The organism is Serratia proteamaculans (assembly GCF_004684015.1).
In the GTDB taxonomy this organism is placed as follows: domain Bacteria; phylum Pseudomonadota; class Gammaproteobacteria; order Enterobacterales; family Enterobacteriaceae; genus Serratia; species Serratia proteamaculans_F.
Genome location: NZ_SRIA01000021.1, coordinates 73173 through 87416, shown reverse-complemented (window position 1 = coordinate 87416; position 14244 = coordinate 73173). Strand labels below are relative to the sequence as shown.

Annotated in this window: 10 protein-coding genes; 9 read left to right on the top strand and 1 reads right to left on the bottom strand. The window is 56.3% G+C overall.

What is annotated here, in order from left to right; genetic code table 11:
* Positions 1–3: 3 nt before the first annotated feature.
* From mrcB to E5C26_RS20530, 8 genes are all read left to right on the top strand, one after another.
* The gene (gene mrcB, locus E5C26_RS20565; RefSeq protein WP_135317959.1) at positions 4–2523 is read left to right on the top strand and encodes a bifunctional glycosyl transferase/transpeptidase; all 2520 of its coding nucleotides are present in this window, start codon (positions 4–6) and stop codon (positions 2521–2523) included.
* A gap of 254 nt (positions 2524–2777) precedes the next feature.
* Positions 2778–4967: a ferrichrome porin FhuA gene (gene fhuA / locus E5C26_RS20560; protein ID WP_135317958.1), complete on the top strand. Its 2190-nt coding sequence runs from the start codon at positions 2778–2780 to the stop codon at positions 4965–4967.
* Positions 4913–5812: a Fe3+-hydroxamate ABC transporter ATP-binding protein FhuC gene (gene fhuC / locus E5C26_RS20555; RefSeq protein ID WP_441347649.1), complete on the top strand. Its 900-nt coding sequence runs from the start codon at positions 4913–4915 to the stop codon at positions 5810–5812. The genes fhuA and fhuC overlap by 55 nt, the downstream gene beginning before the upstream one ends.
* Positions 5812–6720, top strand: a complete 909-nt coding sequence (gene fhuD, locus E5C26_RS20550) for a Fe(3+)-hydroxamate ABC transporter substrate-binding protein FhuD (RefSeq protein ID WP_135317956.1) — start codon at positions 5812–5814, stop codon at positions 6718–6720. The genes fhuC and fhuD overlap by 1 nt, the downstream gene beginning before the upstream one ends.
* Positions 6717–8705: a Fe(3+)-hydroxamate ABC transporter permease FhuB gene (gene fhuB / locus E5C26_RS20545; RefSeq protein WP_135317955.1), complete on the top strand. Its 1989-nt coding sequence runs from the start codon at positions 6717–6719 to the stop codon at positions 8703–8705. Before fhuD ends, fhuB begins: the two co-directional genes overlap by 4 nt.
* Positions 8706–8984: 279 nt before the next feature.
* Positions 8985–9317, top strand: coding sequence for a type II toxin-antitoxin system RelE/ParE family toxin (locus tag E5C26_RS20540; RefSeq protein WP_135317954.1), 333 nt, complete (start codon positions 8985–8987; stop codon positions 9315–9317).
* Between the two features lies 1 nt (position 9318).
* Positions 9319–9603 carry a NadS family protein gene (gene nadS, locus E5C26_RS20535; protein WP_135317953.1) on the top strand — a complete coding sequence of 95 codons (285 nt, stop codon included), beginning with the start codon at positions 9319–9321 and terminating at the stop codon, positions 9601–9603.
* A gap of 307 nt (positions 9604–9910) precedes the next feature.
* Positions 9911–10063: a Hok/Gef family protein gene (locus E5C26_RS20530; protein ID WP_041418706.1), complete on the top strand. Its 153-nt coding sequence runs from the start codon at positions 9911–9913 to the stop codon at positions 10061–10063.
* A 125-nt stretch (positions 10064–10188) separates the two neighbouring features.
* On the opposite strand, the gene metK is transcribed toward E5C26_RS20530, so the two are convergent.
* On the bottom strand, positions 10189–11343 hold the full coding sequence (gene metK / locus E5C26_RS20525) for a methionine adenosyltransferase (protein WP_135317952.1): 1155 nt from the start codon (positions 11341–11343) through the stop codon (positions 10189–10191).
* 895 nt (positions 11344–12238) lie between these two features.
* Between metK and speA the strand changes: the two genes are divergently transcribed.
* Positions 12239–14215, top strand: a complete 1977-nt coding sequence (gene speA / locus E5C26_RS20510) for a biosynthetic arginine decarboxylase (protein ID WP_135317949.1) — start codon at positions 12239–12241, stop codon at positions 14213–14215.
* Positions 14216–14244: the final 29 nt, after the last annotated feature.

Below are 14244 nucleotides of genomic sequence, written 5' to 3'. Positions count from 1 at the left end.
GCAATGGCTGGGGATGACCGCGAGCCCATTGGGCGCAAAGGGAAACAACCAAAACGCACCGCGTCGCGCAAGCCGCCGCGCCGTCGTCGAGATGACGATTACGATGATTACGAGGAAGACGAGTACCAGGATGAAGATGATGATGATGAAGACGAGGAAGAACGCATGCCGCGTAAGGTAAAAGCGACTCCGCCGCGTAAAAAACGCCGCTGGCTCGGCTTGCTGATCAAACTGATTCTGGTGGTTGCCGTGCTGTTGGCAATCTACGGCGTTTATCTGGATTCGCAGATCCGCAGCCGTATTGACGGCAAGGTCTGGCAGTTGCCGGCGGCGGTGTATGGCCGCATGGTCAACCTGGAACCGGGTATGCCGTACAGCAAAAAGGAAATGGTCGATTTGCTGGAGGGCATGCAATACCGCCAGGTGAGTCGCATGACCCGTCCGGGGGAATTTACCGTACAGGCCAACAGCATTGAGATGCTGCGTCGTCCGTTTGATTTCCCGGACGGTAAAGAGGGCCAGATCCACGCCCGCCTGGATTTCCAGAACAACCGCCTGGCGAAAATCGAGAACATGGAAAACCAGCGCAGTTTCGGGTTTTTCCGTCTCGATCCGCGTCTGATCACCATGTTGCAGTCACCGAACGGTGAACAACGTCTGTTCGTGCCACGTGCCGGTTTCCCGGATCTGCTGGTGGATACCTTGATCGCCACCGAAGACCGTCATTTCTATGAACATGACGGTATCAGCCCATACTCCATCGGCCGTGCGGTGCTGGCTAACCTGACCGCCGGACGTGCGGTGCAGGGCGGCAGTACTCTGACGCAGCAGCTGGTGAAAAACCTGTTCCTGACCAACGAGCGTTCGCTGTGGCGTAAGGCTAACGAAGCCTACATGGCGTTGTTGGTGGATTACCGTTACAGCAAGGATCGTATCCTTGAGCTGTATCTGAACGAGGTTTACCTCGGCCAGAGCGGCAACGATCAAATCCGCGGTTTCCCGCTGGCCAGCCTGTATTACTTCGGCCGCCCGGTGGATGAACTGAGTCTGGATCAGCAGGCGCTGCTGGTGGGCATGGTCAAAGGGGCGTCGCTGTATAATCCTTGGCGTAACCCGAAACTGGCGCTGGAACGCCGTAACCTGGTCCTGAAACTGTTGCAGAACCAGGGCGTTATCGATGCCGAACTGTATAACATGCTCAGCGCCAGGCCGTTGGGCGTGCAGCCGAAAGGTGGGGTGATCACACCGCAGCCGGCATTTATGCAGATGGTGCGTCAGGAACTGCAAGCCAAGCTGGGCGACAAGGTTAACGATCTGTCCGGGGTGAAAATCTTCACCACGCTGGATCCGGTTTCACAGGATGCGGCGGAAAAAGCGGTCGAAGACGGTATTCCGGCATTGAGGGCGGCTCGTCACGTTCAGGATCTGGAAGCGGCGATGGTGATTGTCGATCGTTTCAGCGGTGAAGTCCGCGCGATGGTCGGCGGTGCCAACCCGCAGTTCGCCGGGTTTAACCGTGCGATGCAGGCGCGTCGTTTGGTCGGTTCACTGGCCAAGCCACCTACTTACCTGACTGCGCTTTCCGAGCCGGATAAATACCGCCTCAACACCTGGCTAGCGGACCAGCCATTGACGCTGAAATTGTCGAACGGCAGCGTCTGGCAGCCAAACAACTATGACCGCAAATTCCGTGGGCAGGTGATGCTGGTGGACGGGTTGGCCTTCTCGCTCAACGTCCCGACGGTGAATCTGGGCATGGCGGTTGGGCTGGATCAAATCAGTGCCACACTGCAACGTCTGGGCATTCCGAAAGCGGAAATCAATCCGGTACCTTCCATGCTGCTCGGGGCCATTGGCCTGACGCCGATGGAAGTGGCACAGGAATACCAGACCATCGCCGGTGGCGGTAATCGTGCGACGTTGTCAGCGGTGCGCTCGGTAATAGCCGAAGACGGCTCAGTGCTGTACCAGAGCTTCCCGCAGGCGGAACGCGTGGTGCCGGCGCAGGCGGCTTACCTGACCTTGTACGCCATGCAACAGGGTGTCGCACGCGGGACTTCTCGCTCGTTGTCGGTGAAATTCCCCAACTACAATCTGGCGGCAAAAACCGGGACTACCAACGATCTGCGCGACAGCTGGTTTGCCGGTATCGACGGTAAAGAAGTGGCTATCGCCTGGGTAGGCCGTGATAACAACGGCCCGGCCAAACTGACCGGTGCCAACGGTGCGCTGACCTTGTATCGCCGCTATCTGGAAAACCAGACGCCGCTGCCGCTGATGCTGCAGCCGCCGGAAGGTATTAACCAGATGGGCATCGACTCAGGCGGTAACTTTGTCTGTGGCGGTGGCGGGCGTACCATTCCGGTGTGGACCGACAATCCGCAAGGGCTGTGTCAGGCAAGCCAGGCGGCTCAGCAACAGCAACAAGAGCAGCAGCAACAACAGCAGCAGCAACAGGCTGCGGGTGAGCAAAAAGATGCTGACGGTGTTGCCGGTTGGATCAAGGACATGTTTGGCAAGTAAGCGGCTAATCATGTAAAGCGCTTAGGCGAAAAGTTTTTCTTTGTTATTAAGCCCGTAACTTTCTGTTGCGGGCTTTTTTGTTTCTCTGCGTAATTTATTTCCATCCGGTTAATGGGGCTAAGCGGCTAATCACACACCAATTTACCGGCTGAATTCGACTTGCAGTTTAATTTGGCTTCTGCATAAAATGCGTCGCTTATAATAATTATTATCGTTTACATTCGTCATTAAATAATTTACCAGAGAAACCACTTATGCCGACCAAGCGTCTTCCATCTTCCGCGGCCAAGCAGGGCCGCACTCACGTCAGTGGGCTAGCGATAACTATCGCTGCCGCACTGGGTACGCTGGCAATGCCGGTATTTTCCGCCGACGGTAAGGAAGAAACGCTTACCGTAGTCGGCAGCAGCCAACCGCAGCAGGAAAGCGCCTGGGGGCCGGTCGGCACCTATGCGGCCAAGCACAGCGCTACCGGGACCAAGACCGATACGCCAATTGAAAAGACCCCGCAGTCGGTTTCCGTGGTAACACGTGAAGAGATGGATATGCGTCAGCCAGAGACGGTGAAAAGTGCGCTGGCTTATTCGCCGGGCGTGATGGTGGGCAACCGTGGTGCCTCTACCGCCTACGACGCTGTGAACATTCGCGGTTTTAGTTCGGTGGGTACCAATATGTACCTGGACGGCCTGAAACTGCAGGACGATAACTACTCCATTTACCAGATTGACCCTTACTTCCTGGAACGTGCTGAAGTGTTGCGTGGGCCTTCTTCGGTACTCTATGGCAAGAGCAACCCGGGCGGTGTCGTCGCTCTGGTCAGCAAACGTCCAACGACTGAAACCCTGCGTGAAGTTCAGTTTAAAATGGGTACCGACAACCTGTTCCAGACCGGCTTCGACTTTGGCGGTGCAGTGGATGATGACGGTGTTTATTCTTACCGTTTGACCGGCTTGGCGCGTGATGAAGATCAGCAGCAGGTGGGTGAAAAGAGCAAGCGCTATGCTATCGCGCCTTCTTTCAGTTGGCGGCCGGATGATCGTACTTCTCTGACTTTCCTCAGTAGTTTCCAGGATGATCCTGACCTGGGCTTCTATGGCTGGCTGCCGAAAGAGGGCACGGTGCAAAATGGTATCAACGGCAAGTTGCCAACCAGTTTCAACGACGGTGAACCGGGTTATAACAACATCTCGCGTAAGCAACAGATGGTGGGTTATGCCTTCGAGCATGGTTTTGACGATGTGTGGACGGTGCGCCAAAACCTGCGCTACTCAAAAATGGACCTTGATTACCGTTCCATTTATGGTCAGGGCATCAGCTCGACTAACCCGGCAGAACTGACGCGTGGTGTGATGAACTCGAAAGAGCATTTGTCGAGCTTTGCGGTAGATACCCAGGCTCAGGCAAAATTTGCCACCGGCCTGGTTGATCATACCTTGCTGATGGGGGTGGACTACATGCGCATGCGTAACGACGTCGTCTATCAGTACGGCACCGCTTCCCCGCTGAATGTCGTGGCACCCCAGTACGGCAACCAAAGTTACACCATTACTGGTGGTGCAAGTCAGGTCAATCGTCAGGAGCAAACCGGGCTTTACGTACAGGACCAGGCCGAGTGGAACAACTGGGTGCTGACCATGGGGGGGCGCTATGACTGGAGCGATACCAACAGCACCAACCGTTTGAACCAGAATTCGGTCTCCAGGCAAAAAGACAACGAGTTCACCGGTCGGGCCGGCTTGAATTATGTCTTTGAAAACGGCATTGCGCCTTATGTCAGCTACAGTGAATCCTTTGAGCCGACTTCAGGCACCGACTTCAGTGGTAACACCTTCGCCGCCTCCAAGGGCAAACAGTATGAAGCCGGTGTGAAGTTTGCGCCGAAAGATCGTCCTATTACTGCCAGCATGGCTATCTATCAGTTGACCAAAACCAACAACAAGGTGGCGGATCCAGATCCAGAACATAAATTCGCCAGTATCCAGGGCGGAGAGATCCGTTCCCGCGGGGTCGAGCTGGAAGCCAAAGCCGCGTTGTCGGCCAATATTAACCTGCTGGGTTCCTATACCTACACGGATGCCGAGTACTCCAAAGACACCACACAGCAGGGCAACACTCCTGCCGCGATCCCAAAACATATGGCCTCGGTGTGGGCGGATTACACCTTCCATGAAACCGCACTCAGCGGTTTGACACTGGGTTCCGGTGTTCGCTATGTCGGCTCCAGCTATGGCGATGAAGCCAATACCTTTAAAGTGAAAGACTACACCGTGGTTGATGTGGCAATAAAATACGATCTGGCGCGTTTCAATCTGCCGGGTTCCTCGATTGGCATCAACGTGAACAACCTGTTTGATAAAGAATACGTCTCTAGCTGCTTTACCACCTATGGCTGCTATTGGGGCGCAGAACGTCAGGTGGTCGCCACCGCAACCTTCCGTTTCTAACCGGATCACCGGGGCGGCGCTATGCCGCTCCGGACAAAGTAGGGCCTATGCAGGATAAACACCCCAATCACGACGCCACTTTTACGTTAGACAGCGCCAGCTTCGCCGTTCCCGGGCGAGTGCTGTTGCAGCCACTGTCGCTGACCTTTCCCGTGGGAAAAGTCTGTGGGCTGATCGGCCATAACGGCTCCGGCAAATCCACCTTGTTAAAGATCCTGGGTCGTCACCAGAACCCGTCTACCGGCAATGCGCGGCTTAATCAACAGCCACTGAGCCAATGGGACAGCAAAGCCTTTGCGCGACAGGTCGCCTATCTGCCTCAGCAACTGCCCGCCGCAGAAGGCATGACGGTACGCGAACTGGTAGCGATTGGCCGCTACCCCTGGCATGGCGCGTTGGGCCGTTTTGGCGCTAACGATCGTCAGCAGGTGGAAGAGGCGATTGCGCTGGTGGGTTTGAAGCCCTTCGCCAACCGACTGGTGGACAGCCTGTCCGGCGGGGAACGACAACGCGCCTGGCTGGCGATGATGGTGGCGCAAGACAGCCGTTGTCTGCTGTTGGACGAACCCACCTCGGCACTGGATATTGCTCATCAGGTTGAGGTGCTGGCACTGATCCAGCAACTGAGCCGGCAACGTGGCCTGACGGTGATTGCAGTGCTGCATGATATCAATATGGCGGCGCGCTACTGTGACCATCTGGTGGCGTTACGTGGCGGCGAGATGATCGCCCAGGGCAGCCCATTGGATCTGATGCAGGGCGAGGTGCTGGAACAAATTTACGGTATTCCTATGGGAACGCTGCCACATCCAAGCGGCGGTGCGCCGGTGAGTTTTGTCTACTGATGCCTGATTCCTCGGATTTCCACCATGATGCCGTTCGCCGTCGCCTGTTAACGGCTATGGCGCTATCACCTTTGCTGTTTTCTTTGCCGGGACAAGCCACTGCAACGTCGCCAGACCTAACGCGCATTGTGGCGCTGGAATGGCTACCGATTGAGCTATTGCTGGCATTGGGCGTCACGCCTTTGGCGGTCGCTGACATCCATAACTACAACTTGTGGGTGGAAGAGCCAAAGTTGCCTGCGTCGGTGATTGATGTCGGCCAGCGCACCGAACCTAACCTCGAACTGTTGCAGCAACTTCAGCCATCGCTGATGTTGCTGTCGAAGGGCTATGGCCCCACGCCGCAAAAGCTGGAGCCTATAGCTCCCTCAATGAGCTTTAGCTTCAACGACGGTAGCGGCAAGCCGCTGACGGTGGCCAAACAGTCACTGCAAGCCTTGGCGCAGCGGTTGGGGCTGGAGACTCGCGCGGTGCAGCATTTGGCCGAGTTTGACCGCTTTATTCAGGATGCGCGGCAGCGTCTGCATTCATACACAGCACAGCCATTGCTGATGTTTTCATTGATCGACACTCGCCATGCGCTGGTCATTGGTCAGAAAAGCCTGTTCCAGGAAGTGATGGATCAGCTTGGCATCGTCAATGCCTGGAAAGGGGAAACCAACTTCTGGGGCACGGCAGTGGTGGGGATTGAACGTCTGGCGATGGTGAAAAGTGCGCGGGCGATTTATCTCGACCACGGTAATCAGGAAATGTTGAAGAAAGTCAGTTCCACCCCGTTATGGCAGGCATTGCCGTTCGTGCGGCAGAATCAATTGCGCCAGGTACCGGCGGTGTGGTTCTACGGGGCGACGCTGTCGGCAATGCGCTTTTGTCATCTGCTGGAGCAGGCGCAGGAGAGTTATTCATGAGCGCGCGTATCCGTGCATTCCCGCTGACATTGGTACTGCTGTTGGCGTTGGCGGCTGGCGGCCTGACGCTCTACAATCTATTGCAACAACTGCCCTGGGCATTGTGGGGGCAGGCGCTGATGGCGCCGAACATCGACGACGTGCAGCAAATGCTGTTCCACTACAGCTTGTTGCCGCGGCTGTCGGTCTCCCTGCTGGCCGGTGCCGGGCTGGGATTGGTCGGCGTGTTGTTCCAGCAGGTATTGCGCAATCCACTGGCGGAACCGGCGACGCTCGGCGTGTCTGCCGGGGCGCAACTAGGGCTGACTGTCGCCACGTTGTGGATGTTGCCTGGCGGTGAGCTGACTCGCCAGTTGGCTGCTATGGTGGGGGCGGTAGTGGTCGGTGGGCTGGTGTTCGGTGTGGCCTGGGGCAAACGTATGTCGCCGGTGACGCTGATCCTGGCCGGGCTGGTGCTGGGGTTGTATTGCGGCGCGGTCAACAGCTTGCTGGCGTTGTTCAATTACGATCAACTGCAAGGGGTGTTCCTCTGGAGCACCGGGGCACTGAATCAACAAGACTGGAGCAACGTACAATTTATTCTGCCGCGCCTATTGGTGGCCGGGCTGCTGGCGGTGCTGCTGCTGCGCCCGTTGACGCTGCTGGGGCTGGATGATGGCGTGGCACGCAACCTGGGGTTGGGCCTGTCGATGGCGCGTTTCTGCGCGCTGGCGGTGGCGATTATCTTCAGCGCCATGTTGGTGAATGCCGTTGGCGTGATTGGTTTTATCGGTCTGTTTGCCCCGTTGATGGCGAAAATGTTGGGGGCTCGCCGGTTGGCGCACCGCATGCTGCTGGCTCCGCTGTTGGGAGCACTGCTGCTGTGGTTAACCGACCAGGTGATGATCTGGCTGACGCAGGTATGGCGCGAAGTCCCGACCGGTGCGGCTACCTCGTTGTTTGGTGCGCCGCTGCTGTTGTGGCTATTGCCGCGCCTGCGCAGTGCTTCTACGCCGCCGCCGATGAATCTGGGCGATAAGGTGCCGGCCGAACGAGGTCATCTGCTGGTGTGGGTGGCGCTGGCGGGGGCCGTGTTATTAGCGGGGCTGACTGTGGCTCTGGCGTTGGGGCAAAACGCGACCGGCTGGCACTGGAGCCAGGGGGCCGAGCTGGATTCATTGCTGCCGTGGCGCTGGCCTCGGGTGTTGTCGGCACTGGCTGCGGGCATGATGCTGGCGGTGGCCGGGACGTTAATCCAAAAATTGACCGGTAACCCGATGGCCAGCCCGGAAGTCCTGGGCATTAGCTCAGGGGCTGCTTTCGGTGTGGTGATGATGCTGCTGGTGGTACCGGGTGATGCCTTTGTCTGGTTGCTGCCGGCCGGGAGCCTGGGGGCCGCCGGGACCTTGCTGGTGATCATGGTGGCTGCCGGGCGGGGGGGGTTCTCGACCGAACGCATGCTGCTGGCTGGTATAGCACTCAGTACGGCGTTTACCACCACCATTTTCCTGCTGCTGGCCAGCGGCGATCCGCGTACCGGCGGGCTGTTGACCTGGATTTCCGGCTCCACCTATTCGGTGACGCCGGAACAGGCGGTGCGCACGGCGGTCATTGCGGTTGCGTTGATTGCGTTGGCGCCGCTGTGTCGTCGTTGGCTCAGCATCCTGCCGCTCGGCAGTGCCACCGCCCGTTCGGTGGGTATTGCTCTGACGCCGGTGCGACTGAGCATTCTGCTGCTGGCTGCCACGCTGACGGCCATGGCAACGCTGACCGTCGGGCCACTGAGCTTTATCGGCCTGATGGCGCCCCATATGGCACGGATGTTGGGTTTCCGCCGGGCGTTACCGCAGATGGTGATTGCCGCGCTGCTGGGGGGGCTGTTGATGGTGTTTGCCGACTGGTGCGGACGCATGGTGATGTTCCCGTACCAAATTCCCGCCGGGCTGCTGGCGACCTTTATCGGCGCGCCGTATTTCGTTTACCTGTTGCGCAAGCAAACTTCGTAACCGACGCTGCATCCTCGTTTTTGCCCTCAAAGGCCCAGCATTGCTGGGCCTTTATCTTTTTGTTTTTTCAATCTGTTGCAGCGCTTTGCGCAACGCTGTGCAGAAACGGAATTTAGCGCGGAAAGGGGCGCTGGATCCCGGAGGGCGATGAATATACTGCGGGTGGGAGCCCCTCTCTTGTTGAGAGGCAAGGAAAGAGGCATCCCTACACTCAAGTTACCTCGGTGTACATAGTACATCTTGTGGTGTACTGTGTACCTCAACATGGAGAGGGTACCAGTGAGTCATGCGCTAGTATTTATTGAGACCCCAATGTTTACCTGGCAGGTCAAGCAAATCGCCACTGATGATGAGCTAAAAGACCTCCAGAGAGAACTTATCGAATCGCCAGGTAAAGGCGAGCTGATACAAAAAACCGGTGGCCTGCGAAAAATCAGGATGGCAACAGGATCCCAGGGGAAAAGCGGCAGCGCCAGGGTGATTTACTTTCTGGCGACCGAAGAGGTTATTTATCTGGTGATGGCCTACCCGAAAAGTATTAAAGACAGCCTGACCGATACGGAAAAGTCAGAGCTGAAAAAATTGACGAGACTGCTGAAAGATGGGGTATGACATGAGCTTTTTTGACGATATGAAAACGTCTTTGGAAGAAGCTGTCGCCATTAAGAAAGGGGTTAAGGCCCCTGCCAATGTTACTCGTTATGCTATCGCAGATGTGAGGGCGATCCGGGCGCAGCTTAATGTTTCTCAGAGTGAAATGGCCAAGGCATTGGGTACCAGCGTCGATACCATTAAAAGTTGGGAAACCAAGAGACGTAATCCAACAGGTCTGGCGGCAAAGGTGTTGGCGGCCATCCAGGCTAACCCTGAATTCTTCCGCGAACTGGCCGCACATTAGATCTTTGTACGGTTTGTTACTTGCTTGCCGCTTTCACTTTGGCTGAGGTTATTGTGTTTTCAGTCTGTTGCAGCGCTTTGCGCAACGCTGCGCACAAACGGAATTTAGTGCGGAAAGGGGCGCCGAAGCCAAGGGATAGGTGAATATACTGCGTGCGGGTGCTCTGGATCTTTCGTCCTGAGCATACGCAAGGGATAGAAAGAGAAAAGCCCCGTGTCGATATACATCAACCCGAGGCCAACTCTAACGCCAGAGAACGTTAGGTTAGCTTCTTACCTGCCGAGAGGCAAGGAAAAGGAGGTCAAAAATGCAGCAAGGACGGATAGTTCCAAGGCTGATGATTATCTGCATGACGCTGATTGCGCTTATGTGGATCACCCGCGGTTCGCTATGCGAATTGCGCATCAAGCTGGGCGACACGGAAGTTGCAGCCATTCTGGCTTACGAATCCAAAGGGTAAGGCAACCCAACGGCGGGGGCGTTGCTCCCGCCGTTGGTTGTTTGTGCGTTGATCCATGAGCACCCATCTCATAAAAACAAAACGGCGAGCACCTGGCTCGCCGTTTTCACATTTGATACCTGGGCTTATTTCAGGCCGGCGGCATCGCGCAGCAGGGCTGCCTTGTCGGTTGCTTCCCAAGGGAAGTGCTCACGACCGAAGTGACCGTAGGCAGCGGTTTCGCGGTAGATCGGTTGCAGCAGATCCATCATCTGGATCAGGCCGTATGGACGCAGATCGAAGAACTCGCGCACCAGCAGAGTCAGCTGCTCGGTAGGGATCTTCTCGGTACCGAAGGTTTCCACCATGATGGAGGTCGGTTCTGCTACGCCGATAGCGTAGGAAACCTGGATCTCACAGCGGTCAGCCAGGCCGGCAGCAACGATGTTTTTTGCTACGTAGCGCGCCGCGTAGGCTGCGGAACGGTCAACCTTGGACGGATCCTTACCGGAGAATGCACCGCCGCCGTGACGAGCCATGCCGCCGTAGGTATCAACGATGATTTTACGTCCGGTCAGACCACAGTCGCCCATTGGGCCACCGATCACGAAACGGCCGGTTGGGTTGATGTGATATTTGGTGGCGGCGCTCAGCCATTCGGTAGGCAGCACTGGCTTGATGATCTCTTCCATCACCGCTTCTTGCAGGTCTTTCAGAGAAATATCTTCGGAATGTTGAGTGGACAGCACTACCGCGTCGATACCGACGATTTTACCCTCGTCGTACTGGAAGGTGACCTGGCTTTTTGCATCCGGACGCAACCACGGCAGAGTGCCGTTCTTGCGCACTTCGGCCTGGCGCTGTACCAGACGGTGTGCGTAGGTCACCGGTGCAGGCATCAGCACTTCGGTTTCGTTGGTGGCATAGCCAAACATCAGGCCCTGATCGCCGGCACCCTGTTCCAGCGGATCGGTACGGTCAACACCCTGATTGATATCCGGGGATTGCTTACCGATGGCGCTCAATACGGCACAAGAGTTGGCGTCAAAACCCATATCCGAGTGCACATAACCGATTTCGCGCACAGTTTTACGGGTGATCTCTTCGATATCGACCCAGGCGCTGGTGGTGATTTCACCGCCAACCAGCACCATACCGGTTTTCACGTAGGTTTCGCAGGCTACGCGTGCTTTAGGATCCTGTTCCAGGATGGCGTCGAGAACGGCATCGGAGATTTGGTCGGCAATTTTGTCAGGATGACCTTCGGAGACGGACTCGGATGTGAAAAGGTGTTTAGCCATTGTGTTCTTTACCTTGCATAAGACGGGTTAGAAATTACTGCACAGCGCTGGAGATCCGGCATCGAAGCGAAGGGTCTTCCGCTGACGGCGCGAGATATGTCCTGCAACGCCCCTCAGGCAAAGCCGTTAAGCAGTTTCTTCGTTAATCAGTATAGATGGATTAACATCTGGACGTCTATTTTAGGTCAGGCCTTGGCCGGATTGCCAGTATTTTTTTGCCATTTCGCTCTTTTGCACAAAGCCGGCGACGCCATTTTCATCGCTTGAAACAGTTTCCGGCAAATTTTCATTTTGCATTTTCCCCGTGTTATCGGTATAAACTGCGCGCGCGGCTCATTTGGTGCACAGTGTGGGGCAAGAAGTTGTAAACTTCTGTGAATCCCCATTGGGTAGCCCGATTGTCAGCCGCAGACGCTGACTGTTGGCGTCGCCGCTTCATAGAACGGTCACGTTCTTACACTATTAATAGAGGCTCGGTCGTTCATTGTGGGCGGCGTGCGTGGAGGTGGTTGGATTAATGATCCGTTGTCTACCGGTTGTTGGTTCTCAGCAACAGTGCCGTTCTGGCGCACATTCTTTTGCTATCTCCCGTCTAGTCTCTACACCACCTTTCAGGTGTGATAAACACCTGGGCGCTACTCAGGATCCTCGGGCCGGTTAACGGTCGTCTGAAGAACTGAACAAGGGTAGCCTGCAGCCTTCCTGTGGGATGTTTCTTGACCCGATTCACGAGGTTTGAACAGGGTGTCTTACAATTATATGAGTAATAAACCGATCGTTGACCGCGAACGGCAGTTTTATTCGCTGCCGCAAGGGCGGTTTGTTGGGTTGTTCTCGCGGGTTGTAGCTGCGATAGTGGCTGACTGTATCGTCAGTACGGGATGTGAGGCGAGTAATGTCTGATGATCTATTGATTCACCGTCCGTCAGCAACGGGCGAATCTATATCTTTGCGCTCCATGCAGGAGGTTGCTATGAATGACCGTGATGCCAGCAAGATGCTGCGCACTTATAACGTCGCCTACTGGGGCAACAATTATTATGACGTCAATGAACTGGGCCACATTAGCGTGTGCCCGGATCCGGACGTCCCGCAGGCACGTGTCGATCTGGCCGATTTGGTAAAACAACGCCAAAAAGATGGCCTGCGTTTGCCGGCGCTGTTCTGCTTCCCGCAGATCCTGCAGCATCGCCTGCGTTCGATCAATGCCGCGTTCAAACGCGCGCGTGAGTCGTTCGGCTATGAAGGCGGCTATTTCCTGGTTTACCCAATCAAAGTAAACCAACATCGTCGCGTGATTGAATCGCTGGTCAACTCCGGCGAACCGCTGGGGCTGGAAGCTGGCTCGAAAGCCGAGCTGATGGCCGTGCTGGCGCATGCCGGTATGACCCGTTCGGTGATCGTCTGTAACGGCTATAAAGATCGTGAATACATCCGTCTGGCGCTGATCGGCGAAAAACTGGGGCACAAGGTGTACCTGGTGATCGAGAAGATGTCCGAGATCAACATGGTGCTGGAAGAAGCCGAACGTCTGAACGTGGTTCCGCGTCTGGGTGTGCGTGCGCGTCTGGCGTCACAAGGTTCCGGTAAATGGCAGTCGAGCGGCGGCGAAAAGTCCAAGTTCGGTCTGGCAGCCATTCAGGTGCTGAAGCTGGTGGAGACCCTGCGCGAAGCGGGTCGTCTCGACAGCCTGCAACTGCTGCACTTCCACCTGGGTTCGCAACTGGCCAATATCCGCGATATCGCTACCGGCGTGCGTGAGTCTGCGCGTTTCTATGTTGAACTGCACAAGCTGGGCGTTAACATCCAGTGCTTCGACGTGGGCGGCGGTCTGGGCGTGGATTATGAAGGCACCCGTTCGCAGTCCGACTGCTCAGTGAACTATGGTCTGAACGAATACGCCAACAACGTGATTTGGGGTATCGGCGATGCCTGTAATGAACATGGTTTGCCGCACCCGACGGTGATCACCGAATCCGGCCGTGCGGTTACCGCACACCATACGGTGCTGGTGTCCAACGTGATCGGCGTTGAACGCAACGAATTCAATGAGCCATTACCGCCTGCAGAAGACGCGCCGCGCGCGTTGGAAAGCATGTGGGAAACCTGGCAGGAATTGAACGAGCCGGAAAACCGTCGCTCGCTGCGCGAATGGCTGCACGACAGCCAGATGGACCTGCATGACGTCCACACTCAGTACGCGCACGGCATGCTGGATTTGACCAAGCGCGCCTGGGCCGAGCAGCTGTACCTGAACATCTGCAACAAAATCCAGCAGCAGTTGGATCCAAGCAACCGCGCCCACCGTCCTATCATCGACGAACTGCAAGAGCGTATGGCGGACAAGTTCTACGTCAACTTCTCGCTGTTCCAGTCAATGCCGGACGCCTGGGGTATCGATCAGCTGTTCCCGGTACTGCCGCTGGAAGGGTTGGACAAGCCGCCGGAAGGCCGCGCGGTGCTGCTGGACATCACCTGTGACTCTGACGGCACCATCGATCACTACATCGACGGTGACGGCGTGGCAACCACCATGCCAATGCCGCCGTACGATCCGGAAAACCCGCCGGCGCTGGGCTTCTTTATGGTCGGTGCCTATCAGGAAATTCTGGGCAACATGCACAACCTGTTCGGTGATACCGCCTCGGTTGACGTGTTTGTCTTCCCTGACGGCACAGTAGAAACCGAACTGTCCGATGAAGGCGATACCGTTGCCGACATGCTGGAATACGTGCAGCTCGATCCTACCGCGCTGCTGGCCAAATTCCGCGATCAGGTGAAAGAAACCGATCTGGACAGCGAACTGCAGGCGCAGTTCCTGGAAGAGTTTGAGGCTGGTTTATACGGTTATACTTATTTAGAAGATGAGTAAGTAGCCGTGAAAGGCCGGACATCTCTCTG

Bases quoted from the DNA above. Each gene is read 5' to 3' on its own strand.
- mrcB (WP_135317959.1), top strand. From the start codon at position 4: ATGGCTGGGGATGACCGCGAGCCCATTGGGCGCAAAGGGAAACAACCA.
- fhuA (WP_135317958.1), top strand. From the start codon at position 2,778: ATGCCGACCAAGCGTCTTCCATCTTCCGCGGCCAAGCAGGGCCGCACT.
- fhuD (WP_135317956.1), top strand. From the start codon at position 5,812: ATGCCTGATTCCTCGGATTTCCACCATGATGCCGTTCGCCGTCGCCTG.
- fhuB (WP_135317955.1), top strand. From the start codon at position 6,717: ATGAGCGCGCGTATCCGTGCATTCCCGCTGACATTGGTACTGCTGTTG.
- nadS (WP_135317953.1), top strand. From the start codon at position 9,319: ATGAGCTTTTTTGACGATATGAAAACGTCTTTGGAAGAAGCTGTCGCC.
- E5C26_RS20530 (WP_041418706.1), top strand. From the start codon at position 9,911: ATGCAGCAAGGACGGATAGTTCCAAGGCTGATGATTATCTGCATGACG.
- metK (WP_135317952.1), bottom strand. From the start codon at position 11,343: ATGGCTAAACACCTTTTCACATCCGAGTCCGTCTCCGAAGGTCATCCT.
- speA (WP_135317949.1), top strand. From the start codon at position 12,239: ATGTCTGATGATCTATTGATTCACCGTCCGTCAGCAACGGGCGAATCT.